This window comes from Nonomuraea sp. NPDC048901, from assembly GCF_040649695.1.
Taxonomy (GTDB): Bacteria; Actinomycetota; Actinomycetes; order Streptosporangiales; family Streptosporangiaceae; genus Nonomuraea.
This window is the reverse complement of the sequence record NZ_JBEZFW010000032.1, coordinates 61,234-80,203: the sequence shown is the minus strand read 5'-3', so window position 1 is coordinate 80,203 and position 18,970 is coordinate 61,234. Positions and strand designations below refer to the sequence as shown.

At 71.1% G+C, this 18,970-nt stretch carries 15 protein-coding genes; 10 read left to right on the top strand and 5 right to left on the bottom strand.

Features of this window, described 5'->3' with window-relative positions; all coding sequences use genetic code 11:
* Positions 1-10: 10 nt before the first annotated feature.
* Positions 11-928 carry a sulfotransferase gene (locus AB0C30_RS55410; protein WP_357960337.1) on the bottom strand — a complete coding sequence of 306 codons (918 nt, stop codon included), beginning with the start codon at positions 926-928 and terminating at the stop codon, positions 11-13.
* Positions 925-2,202: an aminotransferase class I/II-fold pyridoxal phosphate-dependent enzyme gene (locus tag AB0C30_RS55405; RefSeq protein ID WP_357960334.1), complete on the bottom strand. Its 1,278-nt coding sequence runs from the start codon at positions 2,200-2,202 to the stop codon at positions 925-927. The genes AB0C30_RS55410 and AB0C30_RS55405 overlap by 4 nt, the downstream gene beginning before the upstream one ends.
* Positions 2,203-2,378: 176 nt before the next feature.
* Between AB0C30_RS55405 and AB0C30_RS55400 the strand changes: the two genes are divergently transcribed.
* The 5 genes from AB0C30_RS55400 (at position 2,379) to AB0C30_RS55380 (ending at position 8,431) form a co-directional block, all read left to right on the top strand.
* Positions 2,379-3,743: an FAD-binding oxidoreductase gene (locus AB0C30_RS55400; protein ID WP_357960331.1), complete on the top strand. Its 1,365-nt coding sequence runs from the start codon at positions 2,379-2,381 to the stop codon at positions 3,741-3,743.
* Positions 3,744-3,859: 116 nt separating this feature from the next.
* On the top strand, positions 3,860-5,644 hold the full coding sequence (locus AB0C30_RS55395; RefSeq protein ID WP_357960328.1) for a carbamoyltransferase C-terminal domain-containing protein: 1,785 nt from the start codon (positions 3,860-3,862) through the stop codon (positions 5,642-5,644).
* Positions 5,645-5,680: 36 nt separating this feature from the next.
* Entirely contained in the window at positions 5,681-6,478 is a 798-nt protein-coding gene (locus tag AB0C30_RS55390) for a family 3 encapsulin nanocompartment shell protein (RefSeq protein WP_357960326.1), read from the top strand.
* Between the two features lie 13 nt (positions 6,479-6,491).
* Positions 6,492-7,256 (top strand): SDR family oxidoreductase, encoded by a 765-nt coding sequence (locus AB0C30_RS55385; protein ID WP_357960323.1) that lies wholly within the window; start codon positions 6,492-6,494, stop codon positions 7,254-7,256.
* A 38-nt stretch (positions 7,257-7,294) separates the two neighbouring features.
* Positions 7,295-8,431 carry an MFS transporter gene (locus AB0C30_RS55380; RefSeq protein ID WP_357960321.1) on the top strand — a complete coding sequence of 379 codons (1,137 nt, stop codon included), beginning with the start codon at positions 7,295-7,297 and terminating at the stop codon, positions 8,429-8,431.
* Here AB0C30_RS55380 and AB0C30_RS55375 read toward each other — a convergent pair.
* The 3 genes from AB0C30_RS55375 to AB0C30_RS55365 form a co-directional block, all read right to left on the bottom strand.
* Positions 8,423-9,073, bottom strand: coding sequence for a response regulator transcription factor (locus AB0C30_RS55375; RefSeq protein WP_225289552.1), 651 nt, complete (start codon positions 9,071-9,073; stop codon positions 8,423-8,425). The genes AB0C30_RS55380 and AB0C30_RS55375 overlap by 9 nt on opposite strands.
* Positions 9,074-9,575: 502 nt before the next feature.
* Positions 9,576-10,133, bottom strand: coding sequence for an NUDIX hydrolase (locus AB0C30_RS55370; RefSeq protein ID WP_357960318.1), 558 nt, complete (start codon positions 10,131-10,133; stop codon positions 9,576-9,578).
* 77 nt (positions 10,134-10,210) lie between these two features.
* Positions 10,211-10,765 carry a cupin domain-containing protein gene (locus tag AB0C30_RS55365; RefSeq protein WP_357960315.1) on the bottom strand — a complete coding sequence of 185 codons (555 nt, stop codon included), beginning with the start codon at positions 10,763-10,765 and terminating at the stop codon, positions 10,211-10,213.
* 265 nt (positions 10,766-11,030) lie between these two features.
* Here AB0C30_RS55365 and AB0C30_RS55360 point away from each other — a divergent pair, with 265 nt between their 5' ends.
* From AB0C30_RS55360 to AB0C30_RS55340, 5 genes are read left to right on the top strand one after another with little or no spacing between them, the layout of a single operon-like run.
* On the top strand, positions 11,031-12,791 hold the full coding sequence (locus tag AB0C30_RS55360; RefSeq protein ID WP_357960313.1) for an SWIM zinc finger family protein: 1,761 nt from the start codon (positions 11,031-11,033) through the stop codon (positions 12,789-12,791).
* Complete coding sequence (locus AB0C30_RS55355) at positions 12,788-14,212, top strand: DUF5691 domain-containing protein (RefSeq protein WP_357960311.1); 1,425 nt, start codon at positions 12,788-12,790, stop codon at positions 14,210-14,212. The genes AB0C30_RS55360 and AB0C30_RS55355 overlap by 4 nt, the downstream gene beginning before the upstream one ends.
* Positions 14,209-15,273, top strand: a complete 1,065-nt coding sequence (locus AB0C30_RS55350) for an AAA family ATPase (RefSeq protein WP_219536275.1) — start codon at positions 14,209-14,211, stop codon at positions 15,271-15,273. Before AB0C30_RS55355 ends, AB0C30_RS55350 begins: the two co-directional genes overlap by 4 nt.
* Positions 15,270-17,750, top strand: coding sequence for a DUF5682 family protein (locus AB0C30_RS55345; protein ID WP_357960306.1), 2,481 nt, complete (start codon positions 15,270-15,272; stop codon positions 17,748-17,750). The genes AB0C30_RS55350 and AB0C30_RS55345 overlap by 4 nt, the downstream gene beginning before the upstream one ends.
* A gap of 45 nt (positions 17,751-17,795) precedes the next feature.
* The gene (locus AB0C30_RS55340; protein WP_357960303.1) at positions 17,796-18,968 is read left to right on the top strand and encodes a VWA domain-containing protein; all 1,173 of its coding nucleotides are present in this window, start codon (positions 17,796-17,798) and stop codon (positions 18,966-18,968) included.
* Positions 18,969-18,970: the final 2 nt, after the last annotated feature.

Genomic DNA, 18,970 nt, shown 5'->3' with positions numbered 1-18,970 from the left:
CATCGCCATATCAGGGGCTGGTCAGGCGGTAGCCGTACCTGCTCATGAGCGGTAGCGCGGCGAGGGTGCTCAGCGCGACGCTCGAGGCCGGCAGGGCGGTGCGCCAGGCGTCGTCGGGCCTAATGGCCACGGGCCCGGTGCGCAGCCGGTCGGGATTGCCGGTGACGGTGTGGTTGACGCCGAGCCGGGCGGTGTTCCCGTCGATCACCGGGCCGGGGGAGGGTAGACCCGCCCACGCCATGACCTGGCCGATCGTCTCGGCGGGCCGCGCGGCGAAGTCCTCGTACCTGAGCCTGAGGCACCTGCCGGGGTAGGCGCGCGCGATCCACTCCGACGCGGCGTTGAAGCCGGTCCAGTACGCGCTGCTGCGCAGGGGGCTCATGGCCGGGATGTAGCCCTTGGCGCGGTGCCACGAGTAGGCGGTCGCCCGGGGGTCGCGCACCATGTGCAGCACCTGGGGCCGCAGGTCGGGCAGGCCCATGAGGTGGGCCGCCTCGGCGGGGAACTTGGAGGTGTCGACGATCACCTCGGCGCCCAGCGCCGCGCCGATCGCGGTATAGAGGCGCCGCTTGACCTCGCTGATGCGCCGCACGTCGCGCGGCGGCCGGGCCATGCCCCGTGCCTCGCGCAGCCGCTCCTGGGTGAAGCGGGTGCGCAGGCGGGCGTTGTGCAGGCCGATCATCTCCGTCGCGAGGGTGTGACCGTCCAGCTCACGCAGCACCCGCCGCCACACGTCGCAGTCCTGGAGGTCCTTACCGCAGCCGCAGGTGCTGTTGGTGCCGGTGCCGAGCACGCCGTTGGACCACAGGTAGTTGAGCTCGCCCACGTGCGCGACGCCCGGCAGCTCGTTGAGCAGGTTGCCGAGCAGCGTACTGCCCGATCTGCACCAGCCCGTGACGTAGAGCACTCGCGGCGCTGTGGGCGTCATCGGCTCGCGGTCCGTCCGGCGACGGCGCTCTCACTGCTTGGCTTCGTCGCGGCGGGCTTTGTGGCGGGTGCTCTTCCGGCGGCGGCTTTTCTGACGGCGGTCACCAGACGGTCGCAGTCGGCCAGGTCCAGGTTCGCCGAGAGCGGGATGTCGATCGCCTCGCTGACATAGCGCGCCGACGTCGGAAAGAGGCTCCGCGCGGCCTCCGGGTTGTCGCCGAGCAGGAAGCGCCAGTTCCAGAAGGCGCGTACGTTGACGTCGTCGCGGTCGCCGAGTGCGCGGGCGTCAACCCCCTCGGCCGCGACGGCCTCGGCGAACGCGACGCACTCCCGCGGCGTGGCCCCCGGCAGCCGGAAGACCAGCGCCTCGCCGAGGTAGGCGCCCGGCGCCACCGGCTGCCGCAGCGCGATCCCGTCCAGGTCCGCCAGCCGCTCGGTCACGTAGTCGTAGTTGCGGCGATGGGCGGCCAGCCGGTCGGGCAGCCGCTGGAGCAGGGCTCCGGCCAGCGCCGCCCTGATCTCGTCCATGCGGAAGCTGAAGATGGGGTACGCGCGGTCGTCGACGTCGGGGACCTTGCCGGGGAAGTGGCGGGCCATCCGGCCTTCGTAGGCGCCGCTGTAGACCACCGCGCGGGCGTACGCCTCGGGGTCGTCCGTGAGCAGGAACCCGCCTTCGCCGGTGTTGAGTGACTTGTCGGACTGGGTGCTGAAGGCGCCGAAGTGGCCGAACGTACCCAGGTAGCGGCCGTCGAGCCGCGCGCCGAGGGCGGGCACCGCGTCCTCGACCACCAACGCGCCGTACTCCTCCGCCAGTCGGCATATTTCCGGCATGTCGCTGGCGAAGCCGCGCATGTGCACCACCACGACCGCCTTGGCGCCCTCGTCGAACACCCGGCGCAGGTCGCGCACGTCCAGGTGCAGGTTCTCGTCGCACTCCACGAGCACCGGCCGGTGCCCGGCGAGCAGGATCGCGCTCGGCGTGGCCGCGAAGGTGAACGCGGGGCAGGCGATCGGCGAGCCGGCGGGCAGCTGGAGCGCGAGCAGGCTCAGGGTGATCGCGGTGGTGCCGCTGGCGCAGGCCAGCGCGTGCCCGGCGCCGAACACCTCGCACAGCCGTCGTTCGAAGAGCCCGGTAAATGTCTCCTCGTGCGGTCGGAAATCGTAACGGAAGAACAGCCGGGCGCGCAGCGCCTCGATCGCCGCGGCGATGTCCTCCGGGCTGAGGAAGACATCTCCCTTGTCATAAGTGGGCCAGGTGGTCAGGGGTGGATTCACCGGTCCCTCGAATCTGTTGGTACAAATAACGTGAGCTATTTGGTCGGGTAGTGAATTACGCGCTGGACCTAAGAGCCGACTATCGCGGCAAGTCCCCGGAAAGACAACCCCCTCGCGTGCGTCACAAATGCGTGATAAGCCGTCGAAGAACCTCGGCCCGAGAAAGGAACGAGCCAGTGACGGTCTCCACGCTGAACGCCCTGAACGCCGCCTGTCCCGATCGGGTGGTCGGACCCGGCCACCCCGCTTATGACGAGGTGCGGCTGCTCTTCAACGGCATGCACGATCTGCGGCCGCGGCTGATCTGCCTGCCGCGTGACGTCGCGGAGCTGCGGGCGGTGATCCGTACCGCCCGCGAGGCCGGGCTGGCCACGGCGGTGCGCGGCGGCGGGCACAACGTCGCCGGGTACGCCTCCGTCGAGGACGGGCTGGTCATCGACCTGCGGCTGATGAGCTCGGTGACGGTCGATCCGGGCGCGCGCACCGCCACGGTCGGCGGCGGCGCCACCTGGAGCCAGATGGACCTGGCGACCACCGCGTACGGGCTGGCCACCACGGGCGGCACCTTCGACACCACCGGCGTCGGCGGCCTGACCCTGGGCGGCGGCCTCGGACACCTGATGGGCAGATACGGCCTGACCTGCGACAACGTGCTCTCCTACCAGCTTGTCACGGCAGCGGGGGAGGTGGTCGAGGTGGACGCGGAGCGCGATCCCGAGCTCGACTGGGCGCTGCGCGGCGCTGGCCACAACTTCGGCGTGGTGACGGAGTTCCGCTTCCGTACGCACCCGGTGGGCCTGCTGTACGGGGGCTGCGTGGCCTATCCGCGCGCCGAGCTCGGCCGGGCCGTGCGCCTGTTCCGCGAGCTCATGCTCGACGCGCCCGACGCGCTCAACTGCACGCTGTTCCTGAAGAGGTACGGGCCCACGCACGTCCCGGCGGCGGTGATCTGCGTGGCCTACAGCGGCGACGACGAGGGCTACCGGGCGGCGCTGGAGAAGCGGCTGCGCGGGCCGGAGATCCTCGACTGGCAGCTCATGCCCAGGTCGTACCTGTCGCTGCAGGCCGCGCTCGGCCGTCTGGCGTTCGGGCTCCGGCACTACTGGAGCGCCCGCTTCGCCGAGGCCCTGCCGGACGCGCTGGCCGACGCGCTGGTCGAGCGGTTCCTGGCCGGCCGCTGGCTGGGGCCCTTCAGAGACGGAATCCTCGTCGAGGCGCTGCACGGCGCGGTGCGGCGGGTGCCCGCCGAGGCCACGGCCGTGCCCTTCCGCGGCGCCGCCTTCAACATCACGGGCACGGCGATCTGGGCCGACCCGGCCGCCGACGAGGAGCGGACCGCCTGGGCGCGGTCCGTCTCGGCCGTCGCCGAGCCGTACAGCCGCTGGGGCGACGGCTACATCAACTATGCGTCCACCGGCGACCGGGCCAGGAAGACCTTCGGCGAGACGGCCTTCGACCGGCTGACCTCGGTGAAACGGCGGCTGGACCCGGACAACTTCTTCCGCGCCAACTACAACGTCGCGCCCTCACCCGTCCGCTGAGCCGCGTCCACCGGCTCAACGATGCGTCGCCCCCGGGGTCATCACCAGGTGGACGCCGTCCAGGGCGGCATGACCTTCACTGGTGGGACCCGAGTCCTTCACCGCAAGGAGTTCTCGTGATCGTCCTCGGATACAACGGGTTCGGTAAGGTCGCCGAACTCTTCGCGCGTTATTACGGGTCGACGGGAATCGACCGTCACATGCTCTACGGCCACGATTCCTCGGCGGCCCTCATGGTAGACGGGGAATTGGTCGCGGCCGTCGAGGAGGAGCGGCTCAATCGCGAGAAGAAGACCGCCCGGTTTCCGGCCCGGGCCATCGAATGGGTTTTAAGGGCGGCCGGGAAAACGTACGACGAGGTCGATGTCTTCGCGCATTCCTGGCGTTTCTCCCAGGACGTCATGAACAACATGATCGCCGAGATCGTGGACGCCGACGCACCGGTGGACAAGAAATTCGCCAGGCTGCGGCGGCTCGACGACACCTATACCAGGATTTTCAGCCAGGAGGCCATTCTCGCCGACTTCCACGAGCACACGGGCCACCCGCTGACCGCCGAGAAGCTGGTCACGGTGCCGCATCACCTCGCCCACCTGATGACGGGATACCACCTGTCCGGGGGCGGGGAGGCGGCCTTCGTGGTCAGCGACGGCCGGGCGGAGTGGCTGTCGGCGATCCTCGGCGAGGTACGCGACGGCAAGGTGCGCCTGTTCGACGACGCGACCGTGGACGGGGACAACTCGCTGGCCCTGCTGTTCGCGGTGCTGACCAGGTATCTCGGCTTCATGCCCAACAACGACGAGTACAAGGTCATGGGCCTGGCCGGCCACGGCCCGCCGCCGGAGCCCAACCCGCTGCTCAAGCACGTGGTGGCGCTGACGGACAACGGCCGCTACACCATCCCCTACGCGCCGCGGGCCGTACGCGCCTACTACGCGCTGTTCGACCGGATCTTCGACACCGACCCGGACGGCCGGGAGGACTTCGACGTGCGGGTCCGGGTCGCCGCGGCCGCCCAGGAGATGGTCGAGGCGGTGACGGCCCACCAGCTGCGCGCGCTGGAGGAGCGCAGCGCGCTCCCGCGGCTGCTGTTCGAGGGCGGCCTGGCGCTGAACTGCGTCAACAACACCAAGCTGCTCGAAGGCTCCAGGTTCGCCGAGATGGACGTGAGCTTCGGCGCCAGCGACCCGGGTGTGGCCATCGGCGCCGCCTTCTACGCCAGTCAGGAGGCGGGCGACAAGCCGCGGGTCTCCGGCTCGCCCTACCTGGGGCCCGCGTACGGCGACGACGAGATCCTCGCCACCCTCGACGCCCACGCGGGGCGCGTCGAATGGCGTGAGCTGGCACCCGGCGACGTGGCGCGGGAGACGGCCGCGCTGCTGCGGGAGAAGTGCGTGCTCGGCTGGTTCCAGGGCCGGACCGAATACGGGCCGCGCGCGCTGGGCAACCGGAGCATTCTCGCCAATCCCCGCTTCGGCGATATCAAGGACATCATCAACGACCGGATCAAGCACCGGGAGCCGTTCCGGCCGTTCGCGCCCGTCGTCCTCGAGGACGTGGCCCCCGAGGTGTTCGAGATGGGGAAGAAGCGGGCCTCGCCGTACATGACGTTCGTCTTCCCCGTACGGCCCGGCTACCGCGACCTGATTCCCGGAGCCACGCACGTGGACGGCACGTCCAGGATTCAGACGATCCGCGAGGAGGACAACCCGCTGCTGGCGGAGTTGCTGCGTGCCTTCACCGAGCTGACCGGGGTGCCCTGTCTCATCAACACCTCGTTCAACGTGGCCGGTGAGCCCATCGTGTGCTCTCCGGCCGACGCCATGGACTGCTTCCTGAAGACCGAGATGGATTACCTCGTGCTCGGACGGTTTGTAGCCACCAAATCAGCTCAGCGTTGACAACCATTTAAACGGTTTTCCGGGGAGGGACGAGGCATGTCTCCTGGCGAGGAGTTCGCGTGGGCGGTGGCGGGCTCGCGGAACGGCGGCGACGTCGAGGTACCGTACCGGCTGGCGCTGACCGAGGCGTTCCCGCTGTTCAAGACCCGGCCACGCTACACGGTCCGGCACCTCCTGAAGAGCGCGAAGGTGGGCGACGGGCAGGTGCCCTACGTCCATGAGGCGCCACCGCCTGAGCTGGCGCCGTCGGGGACGTCGTACGCCGAGACGCCCGAGTCCGTCTTCGCCGCCAGCGTCCGCGTGGCCGGCCTGACCGAGGTCAAGGTCGGCGTGCCCGTGCCCAAGGGGGTCCTTGACGAGCCCGGCCTGCTCGCCGCCTTCGTGGACTACCGCGTGCTCGTACGGCTGTCCACGGTCGAGAACCAGATCCTGCTGCACGGCTCCGGCGACGGCGCGATCGACGGGCTGCTGTACCTGGCGGAGTCACGGCACGCGCCGTTCGACGGCGATCCCGAGGACGTGCTGACCGCGGCGGCGGCCGAGGTCGAGGAGACCGGCGGCTCGTGCGACGGGATCGTCACCCACCCCGGCCTGTACTGGAAGCTGGTCCGGGACGGGACCCTCGACCGGCTGGCGACGGCCGGCATCCGCGTCTCGCGCACCCGCATGATCGGCGCGGGGGACGCGCTGCTCGGCGACTTCCGCGCGGCCGTGACGCTGCTCGACCCCGCGCAGTCCACGCTGCGGCTGCGCAGGGACACCGAGGTCATCGAGGCGAGCACCCGCGTCGGCCTGGCCGTACATCTGCCGCAGCACTTCCTGCTGCTCTCCTGAGAGGTGTTGGGTCATGGACCTTGGGTTGAACGGACGTGTCGCGCTCGTGGCGGCGGCCAGCAGCGGGCTCGGCCTGGCCGTGGCCCGCACGCTGGCGGCCGAGGGCGCGCACGTCTCCATCTGCGCGCGCGAGCCCGACCGGCTGGCGCGGGCGCACGCCGAGATCGACGCCGCGGGTCCGGGACGGGTGCTCAGCACCAGCGTGGACGTGCGCGACGAGGCGGCCGTGGCCAAATGGGTGGGGCGCACCGCCGACGAGTTCGGCTCGCTGCACATCGTGGTCAGCAGCTCGGGCGGGGTGCCGCACGGGTCGCTGGAGGAGTTCGACGTGCCCGTGTACCGGCGGGCGCTGGAGGACAACACGATCCCGCACGTGAGCGTCGTCCTGGCCGCCCTGCCGCACCTGGACACCGGCTGGGGCAGGGTGCTGATGCTCACCTCGGAGGCGGTACGCCAGCCGCTGCCCCTGACCGGTCTGTCGGCCGTCGCCCGGCTGGGCGTGCTGGGCTTCGCCAAGGGGCTCGTACCGAGCCTCGGCCCGCGCGGCATCACCGTGAACGTCCTCGCCCAGGGCTTCCACCGCACGCCCGCGCTGGACCACCAGTTCGGTGACGAGGCGGACGCGGCGCTGGCGCGGGTGGCCGAGGGACTGCCGATGCGCAGGATCGGACGGCCGGGCGACTTCGGGGCGATCGCCGCGTTCCTGGCCAGTGAGCACACCTCCTTCATCACGGGCGTGGTGCTGCTGGTGGACGGCGGCAACACCCGCGGCCTGTGAGCGTTCCTGCTGATGGCCGGCGACGGCGCCTGCGGCCTGTGACCCCCTGGGCGCGGACGTTCGCCGGGCTGGTGGCGGCGCTGTTCGTCACGTTCACGGCGTTCGGCGCGGTGGTGCCGGTGATCCCGCGACTGGTGACCGAGGAGCTGGGCGGCACGCCGTTCGCCGTCGGCGCGGCCTTCACCGCGACCGCGGCGGTAACCCTGGCACTGCGCCCCTACGGCGGCCAGCTCGCGCAGCGCTTCGGCGGTCGCCGGCTGATGCTGGCCGGCTTGGCGCTGGCCGCCGTCGTCGGCGCCCTGTACGCGCTCCCGTGGGGCCTGCCCGGCCTCATCACCACCAGGCTCGTCATGGGCGTCGCCGAGGCGTTGTTGTTCACGGCGGGCTCGGTGTGGACGGTCCAGCTCGCGCCCGAGAACCGCCGGGGCCAGATCGTCGGCTGGTACGGCCTGGCGATGTGGGGCGGCTTCATGGCCGGGCCCGCCCTGGGCGAGTCGCTGTACCGTCTCGGCTCCTACCCGGCGGTGTGGGCCGCCGCCGTGGTCCTGCCGCTCCTCGCCGTCGCGGTGCTGAGCCTGCTGCCGTCCGGCGCGCGGCTGCCGGTCGTGTCGCGCAAGCTCATCCCGGGCGCGGCGGTGCTGCCGGGGCTGGCGCTGGGCATGGGGGCGTTCGGGTACGGCGTGCTGGTGGGCTTCGGCGCGCTGGCCCTGTCTTCCAGAGGGATCTCCAACGGGCCCGTACTGCTCAGCGTGTTCAGCGCCGCGTACATCGTGACCCGGCTCGTGGCCGGCCGCCTCCCGGACCGGCTCGGCCCGATGCCGGTGATCGTCGCGTCGAGCCTCGCGCAGGCCGCCGGCCTGGCCATGATCGGCTTCGCGCCCGGCTGGTGGGTGGCGGCGGCGGGGGCGGTGCTGTCGGGGGCCGGGTTCACCCTGCTCTACCCGTCGCTCGCGATGATCACGATCAGCCGGGCGCCGGAGGTGGAGCGGGGGGCCGCGCTGGGGGCGCTGAGCTCGCTGTACGACATCTTCTTCGGGCTCGCGGGGCTGGTCGGCGGGGTGGTCGCGGACATCAGCTACCCGGGGACGTTCGCGCTGGCGGCGGCCGTCGTACTCGGCTCACTCGCCCTCGGGCCGCTGGCGACGCGCCAGATCCCTGCGCGGCGGTCAGGTTGACATGAGGCCGGAGCGGTAGGCGAAGGAGACCAGCTGGGCCCGGTCCTTAGCCTTCAACTTGGCGCGGAGGCGGTGCAAATGGGTGCGTACCGTACTGACCCCGATGTACAACTCTCCCGCCACCTCCTCGGTCGACCGCCCCTGCGCGACCAGGAGCAGCACCTGCTGCTCGCGCGGCGTCAACCCGGCCAGCGTGGGCTGCTCCAGCTCGGCGGGAGGGGGCTCCCGCTGCCTGAACCAGTCGACCAGCCGCTGCGTCACGACGGGCGAGAGCATGGTCTGCCCCCGGCCCGCCGCCCTGATGACGGCGACGACCTCGTCCTGCGTGGAATCCTGGGTCAGCAGCCCGTTCGCGCCCGCGCGCAGCACGTCGGTGACCGTCTGGTCGGTATGGTCGACGGTGAACACGACCACCCGAGGCTCGGGGTCCAGCTTCTCGGCCCGTAATCGCTGGATCAGCTCCAGCCCGGACAGCCCGCCGAGGGTCAGCCCGGTGACCACGACCTCGGGATGATGCTTGCGGGCGAGCATGATCGCATGGACGCCGCTGTCGGTGGTCTCGATCACGTTGACGTCGTCCCGGGAGGCCAGGATCGACAGTAGGCCGAACCGCGTGATCGCGTATTTATCACAGATAATCACTCTTAGTGACGCACCGCACATGCGAACTCTTTTCCGTGATTTGTGGGCAGCATGTCACATCTGTTCGGTTACGCCGGGGATGTACACGCGAAATCAGGGATTTCTAGGGGGCGCAGCATCTTGACATTTGGTCCGACTCGGAGCTGGACAAGTGGGTAATGCGTCGTGGCGTGTGCGACAGGTGGGGCGACGATGGCCACTGTCCGTCTCCACGGCTTGTCCCGTCGCCCGCTCAACGGCCGGGTGATCGCCCCCGCCGTCCAGCACGCGCTGCTGCTCAACGCCACGGCCGCCTGGGTAACCCTGGCGTGGCCGCGCGGATCCGGGAGCCGTTCACGGTGGCTTGCCTGCGAGGAAGCTGTGGAAGCCGCAGGGCGAAAAGGCGCAGTGCTCTGCACACGGCGCTTTAGCATCGTCCTATCGAATCCGAGGACCCAGGGGGGATTCTCGATGATCCCGTCTTTAAGCCGATTTGCCCTTGGTGTCGTTCGAGCGGGATGACCTACTGGTTCGAGAGCAGGAACAGCGTGTAGGCCGCCAGCGTCGCGGCGTCCGTGATCTCGCCGTCGCGGATCATGGCCTCGAAGTCCGTGCGCTTGAACCACCGATGCAGCAGGTCCTGCTCCTCGACCTCCAGCTCGTTGGGCCCCGGCTCCAGCCCGGTGGCCACGAACACGTCGAAGCTCTGTGACGACATGCCCTTGGCGCAGCTCAGCCGTCCCAGGTGCCGCATGTCCGCCGCCGTCAGGCCGGTCTCCTGGCGCAGCTCCTCGCGTGCCAGGTGCTCGGGGTCACCGGTCCGCATCTGCGGGAACGTGCCCTGCGGGAACTCCCACGAGCGGGCGCGGATCGGGTAGCGGTACTGCTCCACCAGGTGCAGCCCGTCGTTCTCGACCGGGATGACCAGCGCGTAGTCGGGCTTCTCGACGTAGGAGTAGATGCCTTCGGAACCGTCCAGGCGGCGGATGCGGTCCTCGCGCATGCGCAGGTACGGGCTCTCGTACACGACCTCGGTCGAGAGGCGCCTGATGGGGTGTTCGCTGTCCGGTCGTACGTCCATGGCTCCTACTCGGTCCGCGCGGTGCAGTCTGTCCGTGGCTCCTACTCGGTCCGCGCGGTGCAGTCTGTCCATGGCTTCTACTCGGCCCGCGCGGTGAAGTCGGCGAAGTCGAATCCCGGTGAGACGACGCAGCTGACCAGCACCTCCTCGCCGCCGGCGGGCCGGGCCGACTGCCACACGCCGCCCGGCACCACGGCCTGCGGCACCTGGCCGTCCTCGACCAGCGGGCCCAGGATGACGCTCTCGTCGCCGATGGTCAGGTCCAGCGGGCCGCCCCGATGCCACAGCCACACCTCGTCGGACCGGACCACGTGCGGCACCGACTCCTCGCCAGGACCCAGCAGGAAGTAGATACCGGTGGCGGAGGCGCGAGGCCCGGGATAACCGGCGGGCAGGAAGGTGACGGGACTCCGCCAGGTCTCGCGGAACCAGCCGCCCTCGGGATGGGGCAGCAGGTCGAGGGCGCGGGCGATGGGCGGGCGCTCCACGAACGCGATCGCCGCGCCGGTGACGTCACGGCGCAGGAAGCGGGTGCCGTCGAGGACCAGTTGGCCGTCCAGCTCACTGGCCAGGGCCTCAGCCTCGTCCGCGACCTCGATGGCCGGGCCGCTGGGATAGATCGTCAGCTCCACGTGGGTGATCCTACGTGCTGGGGAGCGCGGCGGCGGTGAGGTCGGTTGGGTGGCGAACGGATCGCCCGGGTGCCGGTGTGCCGACGACTGCGGTGGACCGAGTGACAGGAGTGGGGTGGACCGACCGACAGGAGCGCAGGGGAGCGACTGACAGGAGTGGGGTGGAGCGACGTCATCTCACCCTGACCAGTAGCCGTGTGGATCTTCTTGGCGGATCGGTCGGAGCGGGCAGTAATTGTCGGTCGAGCTGGCTAGTCTGCGGCAAGTGATCGAACGGTGGAGCCGTGATCAGGTGCTCGCTCTCGCCCCCGACGCCTCGTCCCAGAAGGCGGCGCAGGGCGTGGCGACACCTGGCAAATGGAGCTTGCGCGGCACGACTGACGACGTGCTGTTCGGTGAGTGCAAGGGGAGTGGAGCCACGCCCTACATGGCGTGTGTCGATCTCTCCGAGCCCGCATATCGGTGCAGCTGTCCCAGCCGGAAGTTCCCGTGCAAGCACGCGCTCGGGCTGCTGCTCATGTGGTCGGCAGATGGGGTTCCCGCCGCCGATTCGCTGCCGCCGTGGGCGGCGGAGTGGGTCGCTATGCGTAAGGAACGTGCCGCCAAGGCGGCGGCCAAGCTCGAGGCCGCCCGCGCCCGTGCCGCCGCGGAAGCCGAGAGCGACCCAGAACTGGCCGACTGGCCCGAATCGGATCCGACGCCGAACGCCGGGTCGGGCGCCGACCCAAGCACGGCGTCGGACACGGGCACGGGCGTGGGGTCTGGTTCGGACGGCGGATGGGGCGCGGCGTCGGACACGGACATGGGCTTGGACGGCGGATGGGGCAAGGCGACGGACATGGGCGCGGCCTCAGGCGGTGGGCCGGGCACGATCTCGGGAACTGATTCGGGTTCAGGTTCGGGCACGTCCTCGGGCTTGGGCTCGGGCTCGGAAGGCGGGCAAGGCTCGGGCGCGGCGGCTGGCGGTGGGTCCGGTCTGGGCTCCGGGCCGTCCTCCACTGGTAGGTCAAGTGGTGGGCGGGGTGCAGGGGTCGAGTCCGTTCGGCATGCGCGGGTGAGTGCCGGACTGGCCGAGCTCGAACGGTGGCTGGCCGACCAGGTGCGGCAGGGCCTGGCGGGGACCGACGCCGACGAATGGGACGACCTGGCCAGACGCCTCGTCGATGCCCAGGCGCCGGGCGTCGCCAACGCGCTCTCCCGGTTGCGGGAGGTGCGCATGGCCGACGATTGGCCGAGTCGGCTGCTGGCCGAATACTCGCTGATCAACCTGCTGGCGGTTGCCTACCGGCGGCGCGCCGAGCTGCCGGGGCCGTTGCGCCAGACCGTCCTGATCCGCGCGGGCTTCCCCGTCGCGCGGGAGGACGTGCTGGTCCGGCCGGTCGTACGCGACCGGTGGCATGTGGTGGGCAGACGCGACGAGGAACACGACCGGCTGACCGCCCGCCGGGTATGGCTCCGGGGCCATGACACCGGCCGGGCGGCGCTGATTCTGTCCTTCGCCGCCTCCGGCCAGCCACTCGACGCCTCGCTGGTCACCGGCACCACGATCGACGCCGACGTCGCCTTCTACCCGGGCGCCGCACCCCTCCGCGCCCTGGTGGCCACCCGCCACGCCACCCCTCGAAGCCTTCCCACCGACCGGACTACCTTCGCCGACCAGGGCGAAGCCACAGGCCGGAGCGCCCCCGACTATCGAGCGGATCTCGACGGTGGGGCTGATTTCGGCGGTCGGAGAGATCTCGGTGGTCGTGTTCCGCCTGGGGTTTCGCCGGAGACGGCGCTCGGTGAGATCGCCGCCGCCGTGGCCGCCGACCCGTGGACCGACTCCTGGCCCGTCGTGCTGGCAGGCGTGGTTCCCGGCCGCACTTCTGTGGGCGGGTTCCCGCTGCACCCGAGGTCACGTGACCCGTGGCGGCTGATCGCCGTCTCCGGCGGGCGGCCGGTGACCGTGGCCGCCGAGTGGACCCCACTGGGCCTGCGCCCGCTGACCACCTGGGCCGACGACGGAACGGCGGTGATCCTGTGACCTGGGACGACCTGGCATCGACGGCACTGGTCGGCACCGACCGCAGGCCGTACGAGGGAGACCTGCTTGAAAGCGCCGCCGTAGAAGTGGTGCGCCGCCGCGCCGGTCAGCAACTCATCGAGACGACCAAGGCCGACAGGACCGAGGACCAGGCGACAGCGGGTGAGGGGGCCGAGAGCAAGGCACCGGCGGGTGAGGCGGCAGCGGGTGGGGCCACCGAGCAGGGGTGGGCGAAAGACGAGGAGTTGCCCGCCGTGACCGCCCAGGCCGCCGAGCGCCTGGCCAGGATCCTGGGCGGCGAGTACGACCGCCTGCTCCCCGAATGGCTGGCCGCCGCCTCCACCGCAGGCCGCAGAGTGCCCCCGTACGTCCTGCCCGAACTCCTCGACCGGGGCAGACGCGACCAGTCGATCAGAGCGAATCTCGGCCTGGTCGCCGGGCAGCGCGGCAGGTGGCTGGCCGCCCTGAACCCCGACTGGGCGTACCTGCTCGAAGAGCCGACCGGCGAGACGTGGGAGCTGGGCAGTTCGGCCGACCGCCGCGCCTACCTGAGCCACCTCCGAAGGCACGACCCCAAGCAGGCCAGGGCGCTGCTGGAGGCGGGCTGGGAGCGTGAGGGGCCGGACGACCGGGCGGCGTTCGTCGAGGTGCTGGCCGACGGGCTGTCGATGGACGACGAGCCGTTCCTGGAGCAGGCCCTCGACGACCGTAGGCGAGAGGTACGCCAGCAGGCCGCCAACCTCCTCACCCGCCTCCCCGAGTCGCGCCTGGCCCAGCGCATGGCCGTACGCGCGCGAAGCTGCCTGACCGTCACCAAGCGCACGATCATCGTCGAGGCGCCCACAGCGTGTGACAAGGCGATGGAGCGCGACGGCATCCGGGCCAAGCCCCCGCGAGGCACCGGTGAGCGGGCCTGGTGGCTCCAGCAGGTCATCGCCCGCGCGCCCCTCGCTCTTTGGGGCAGCCCCGCCAAGCTGCTCAAGATGAAGATCCCTGACTGGGACGGCGAGGTGAAGACCGCCTGGGTGCGCGCGGCCGTGCTGCAGCGGGATCCGGAGTGGGCGCGGGCGATGTTCGCGTGGGACCCGATCGCGGATCTGCTGGAGGCGCTGGGGCCGGACGAGCAGCAACAGCTTGCCGCCGATTTCGTGAAAAAGCATGACCTGGACAGCCAATTGATCATGGTGCTGGGCGGTGTGTCCTCGCACTGGCGGGAGAAGCTGGCGACGGCCGTCCTCCGCAAGATCACCAAGGTGGCCACCACCCAGCCGTGGAACCTCGGCGAGCTGATCAAACTGGCCGGCGAGCACATCGACCCGGCGCTCGCCGAGCTGGCCGAGAACTACTCGCCCGTTCAGCCCATCCAGCAGGTCGCCGCCCTGCTGCGCTTCCGTGCCGACCTGATGAAGGAGCTCTCATGACCGTCCTGCGCCCCCATGCGGAAGATCAGTACGCCGAGGAGCTGGCCGTACTCGCCAAGGACGACGACCGGACCAGGCCACCCGGATGGAAGCTGTCACCGTGGGCCGTGACCACATACATCCTTGGCGACGGCCGGCAGATCACCCCGAAATACGTGGGCGCCCGCCGCATCGTCGAGGTCGCCGTCGCCACCCTGGCCACCGACCGCGCGCTGCTGCTGCTCGGTGTGCCCGGCACGGCCAAGACCTGGCTGTCCGAACACCTGGCCGCCGCGATCAGCGGCGACTCCACCCTTTTGGTGCAGGGTACGGCCGGGACGGCAGAAGAGGCCATCCGCTACGGCTGGAACTACGCGCGGCTGCTGGCCGAGGGCCCGTCTGTCGAGGCGATGACCCCGTCGCCCGTCATGCGAGCCATGGCCGAGGGCCGGATCGCCCGCGTCGAGGAGCTCACCCGCATGCCCTCCGACGTACAGGACGCCCTGATCACCGTCCTGTCGGAGAAGACGCTGCCGATCCCCGAGCTCAACCGCGAGGTCCAGGCCGAACGCGGCTTCAACGTCATCGCCACCGCCAACGACCGCGACCGGGGCGTCAACGAGCTGTCCAGCGCCCTGCGCCGCCGCTTCAACACCGTCGTACTGCCGGTACCGGCCACCGCCGAGGAGGAGGTGGACATCGTCTCGCGCCGCGTCACCCAGCTCGGCCGCTCGCTGGAGCTGCCCGAGACCAGCACGGGGCTGGCGGAGATCCGCCGCGTGGTGACGGTGTTCCGGGAGCTGCGTACGGGTGTGACGGAGGACGGCCGTACCAAGGTCAAATCCCCCAGCGGCACTCTGTCCACGGCCGAGGCCATCTCGGTGCTGACCAGCGGCATCGCCCTCGCGGCCCACTTCGGCGACGGCGTGCTACGGCCCTCCGACGTGGCCGCCGGGATCGTGGGCGCGGTGGTGCAGGAGCCGGTGTCCGACCGGGTGGTGTGGCGCGAATACCTCGAAACGGTCGTCCGCGAGCGCTCCGACTGGCGCGACTTCTACCGCGCCTGCCGCGAGGTCTCATGAGCGTCTCGATCCTCGGCGTCCGGCACCACGGCCCCGGCTCGGCGCGCGCCGTGCGGGCGGAGCTCGAACGCCTCCGCCCCGACCTGATCCTCATCGAAGGACCTCCGGAGGCCGACGCACTGGTAGCCCTCGCGCCCGAGCTCGAACCGCCCGTCGCGCTGCTCGCGCATGTGCCCGGCCAGGCGTCCAGCGCGGCCTTCTGGCCGTTCGCCGGGTTCTCGCCCGAGTGGCAGGCCATCCTGTACGGCACGGCGGCCGGCATCCCGGTACGCTTCTGCGACCTCCCGGCAGCCCACAGCCTGGCCGATCCCCACGACGCCGACACCCCCGGCACTGTCGCCCCCGACGCCCCCGCTGCTGACACCCCCGAAACCGTCACTCCTGACGCCGCCACTCCCGGCACCTCCGACGTCGACAGCCCCAAAGCCGACAGCCCTGACCCTCGGGCCGCCACCCTTGAGCCCGGCCCCGAGGCGGATCTCGAGCCTGTGCCCGGTTCCGACCCCGAGCGCTTGCGGGTCGATCCCATCGGCACCCTGGCCGCCGCAGCCGGTTACGACGATCCCGAGCGCTGGTGGGAGGACGTCGTCGAGCACCGGGGCGACACCCCGTTCGAGGTGATCGCCGAGGCCATGGCCGCCGTTCGCGAGGGCCACGAGCCCGACGAGCGGGAGGCCAGGCGCGAGGCGTACATGCGCAAGACCCTCCGCACCGCCATCAGACAGGGCCACGACCGCATCGCGGTGATCTGCGGCGCCTGGCACGTCCCCGCCCTGACCGCCCCGCTGCCTCCGGCCAAGGCCGACGACGCGCTCCTGCGTGGCCTGCCCAAGGTGAAGGCGCAGCTGACGTGGGTGCCGTGGACGTACGGGCGGCTGGCCTCGTGGAGCGGCTATGGCGCGGGCATCTCGTCGCCCGGCTGGTACCACCACCTGTTCACTGCGCCCGACCGGCCAGTGGAGCGGTGGCTGGCCGGAGCGGCGGCGGTGCTGCGCGACGAGGGCCTGGCGGTGTCGTCCGCGCACGTCATCGAGTCCGTACGCCTCGCGCACAGCCTCGCCACCCTGCGTGGACGCCCGCTGGCCGGGCTCGGCGAGGTCACCGAGGCGGCCAGGGCGGTGCTGTGCGAGGGCGACGACCTGGCGGTGGAGCTGATCCAGCGGCGCCTGGTCGTCGGCGACCGGCTCGGCCATGTCTCCGACGGCACGCCCATGGTGCCGCTCCAGCGCGACCTGCGTGAGCAGCAGCGACGGCTCAAGCTGAAGCCCGAGGCGCTGGACCGCGCGTTGGGGCTCGACCTGCGCAAGCCGCTCGACCTCGACCGCAGCCACCTGCTGCACCGGCTGCGGCTGCTCGACATGGAGTGGGGGGTGCTCGGGGAGGCCAGGGGCAAGGGGACGTTCAGGGAGACGTGGACGCTGCAGTGGCGGCCGGAGTTCGACCTGGCGCTCGTCGAGGCGGCGGCCCTCGGCATCACGGTCGCCTCCGCCGCCGCCCAGCGGGCCCGCGACCTCGCCTCGGCGGCGTCGGTGACGCTGGCCGACCTGACCGGGCTCGTCGAACGCTGCCTGCTGGCCGACCTGCCGCAGGCGCTGCCCGAGGTCCTGGCCGCCCTCTCGGCCAAGGCCGCGCTCGACACCGACGTCACCCACCTGATGGCCGCGCTACCGGCGATGGTCCGCGCCCACCGCTACGGTGATGTACGCGGCACCTCGGCCGAGGGGCTGGCGGTGATCGTCCGATCCATGCTCGACCGCATCTGCGTCGGCCTGCCCGTCGCGGTCACCGGCCTCGACGACGAGGCAGCGGCCGCACTGCTCAGCGGCGTCGACGCCGTCCACACGGCCGTCGCGCTGATGTCAGAGGAACCGACCACTTCGCCGCTAGAGCGGGCCGCCGGGTCGACATCGGCGGAGGCCATCGGCTCAGCGCCGGAGGCCGTCGGGCAGGAGCCAGCGGCGCCGACCTCCCGTCAGGCGGCGTCGCCGCTCAGCCGGTGGCTGGTCACGTTGCGTGGGATGAGTGACCGCCCCGACCTGCACGGGCTGATCGAGGGACGGCTGACCAGGATCCTGCTCGACGCCGGCGAGCTCGACGACGCCGACGATCGGATGTCGCGGGCGATGTCCAGGGGCCACGCGCCCACCAGGGCCGCCTCCTGGATCGAGGGCTTCCTGGGCGGTGGCGGGCTGCTGCTGGTGCACGACCCGAGGTTGCTCGGCCTGGTCGACGCCTGGCTGACCGGGCTGGACGGCGAGCAGTTCGTCGACGTGCTGCCGCTGCTCCGCCGTACGTTCGGGAGCTTCGCCGCACCAGAACGCCGGGCGATCGGCGAGCGCGTCCGATCGGCGGAGCGGTCGGAGTGGTCCGGGCGGGCGGGGGAGCAGGCCGTGGACGAACAGCGGGCGGCGGCGGCCGAGCGGACCGTGCTGGCGATCTTAGGGAGAGCGCGGATCGGCGGGGGAGAGCATGGCTGAGCGTGCTGGCGATCTTGGGGAGAACGCGGATCGGCGGGAGAGAGCATGACTGAGCGTATGGACGAGCGGCTGCGCAGGTGGCGGCTGGTGCTGGGCGGCGGCGACGCCGACGGCATCTGCGCGGGCCGCCAAGGAGGCGCGGGCGGGGCAGGCGGGCTTGAGGGCGCCGACGCGGACATGGACCGGGCGCTGGCCGCCGTGTACGACCGCGACGGCGGCCTAGGCGCCTCGGCGCCCCGGGTGGCGCGGTGGCTGGGCGACATCAGAACCTATTTCCCCTCGACCGTCGTCCAGGTCATGCAGAAGGACGCGATCCAGCGGCTCAACCTCACCAGGCTGCTGCTCGAACCCGAGATGCTGGAGGCCGTCGAGCCCGACGTACACCTGGTCGGCACGCTGCTGGCGCTCAACCGGGTCATGCCCGACCAGGCGCGCGAGTCGGCCAGGGCGGTGGTGCGCAGGGTCGTACAGGAGCTCGAACGCAGGCTCGCCCAGAAGACCAGGGCCGCCGTCACCGGCGCGCTCGACCGCTCGGCCAGGACCCACCGGCCCAAGCGGGTGTCCGACATCGACTGGGACCGGACGATCAGGGCGAACCTCAAGAACTACCTGCCCGAGAAGAACACGGTCGTCCCCTCGCGGCTCGTCGGCTACGCGCGCAGGCAGCGGTCCGTGCAGCGCGAGGTGGTGCTCGCCATCGACCAGAGTGGGTCGATGGCGGCCTCGGTGGTCTACTCGAGCGTGTTCGGCGCGGTGCTGGCCTCGATGCGGTCGCTCAAGACGTCGCTGGTGGTGTTCGACACGGCCGTGGTGGACCTGACGGATCAGCTGCATGACCCGGTCGAGCTGCTGTTCGGCACGCAGCTGGGCGGCGGTACGGACATCAACCGGGCCATCGCCTACAGCCAGGGTCTCATCACGCGGCCGGCCAACTCGATCTTCATCCTCATCAGCGACCTCTATGAGGGCGGTGTGCGGCAGGAGATGCTGCGCAGGGTCGCCGCGATGACCCAGGCGGGCGTCCAGGTGATCGTGCTGCTGGCCCTGTCCGACGAGGGCGCGCCCTTCTACGACCACGAGAACGCCGCCGCGCTGGCCGCGATGGGGGTCCCGGCCTTCGCGTGTACGCCTGACGCGTTCCCGGACCTGATGGCCGCCGCGATCGAGCGCCGCGACATCGCCCAGTGGGCCGAACGGCATGTCGGCATGGGTTCCTGAAA

What these genes read in the sequence shown, in the direction of transcription:
- AB0C30_RS55410 (WP_357960337.1), bottom strand. Translation starts at nt 928, where the DNA reads ATGACGCCCACAGCGCCGCGAGTGCTCTACGTCACGGGCTGGTGCAGA.
- AB0C30_RS55390 (WP_357960326.1), top strand. Translation starts at nt 5,681, where the DNA reads ATGTCTCCTGGCGAGGAGTTCGCGTGGGCGGTGGCGGGCTCGCGGAAC.
- AB0C30_RS55385 (WP_357960323.1), top strand. Translation starts at nt 6,492, where the DNA reads ATGGACCTTGGGTTGAACGGACGTGTCGCGCTCGTGGCGGCGGCCAGC.
- AB0C30_RS55370 (WP_357960318.1), bottom strand. Translation starts at nt 10,133, where the DNA reads ATGGACGTACGACCGGACAGCGAACACCCCATCAGGCGCCTCTCGACC.
- AB0C30_RS55350 (WP_219536275.1), top strand. Translation starts at nt 14,209, where the DNA reads ATGACCGTCCTGCGCCCCCATGCGGAAGATCAGTACGCCGAGGAGCTG.
- AB0C30_RS55345 (WP_357960306.1), top strand. Translation starts at nt 15,270, where the DNA reads ATGAGCGTCTCGATCCTCGGCGTCCGGCACCACGGCCCCGGCTCGGCG.
- AB0C30_RS55340 (WP_357960303.1), top strand. Translation starts at nt 17,796, where the DNA reads ATGACTGAGCGTATGGACGAGCGGCTGCGCAGGTGGCGGCTGGTGCTG.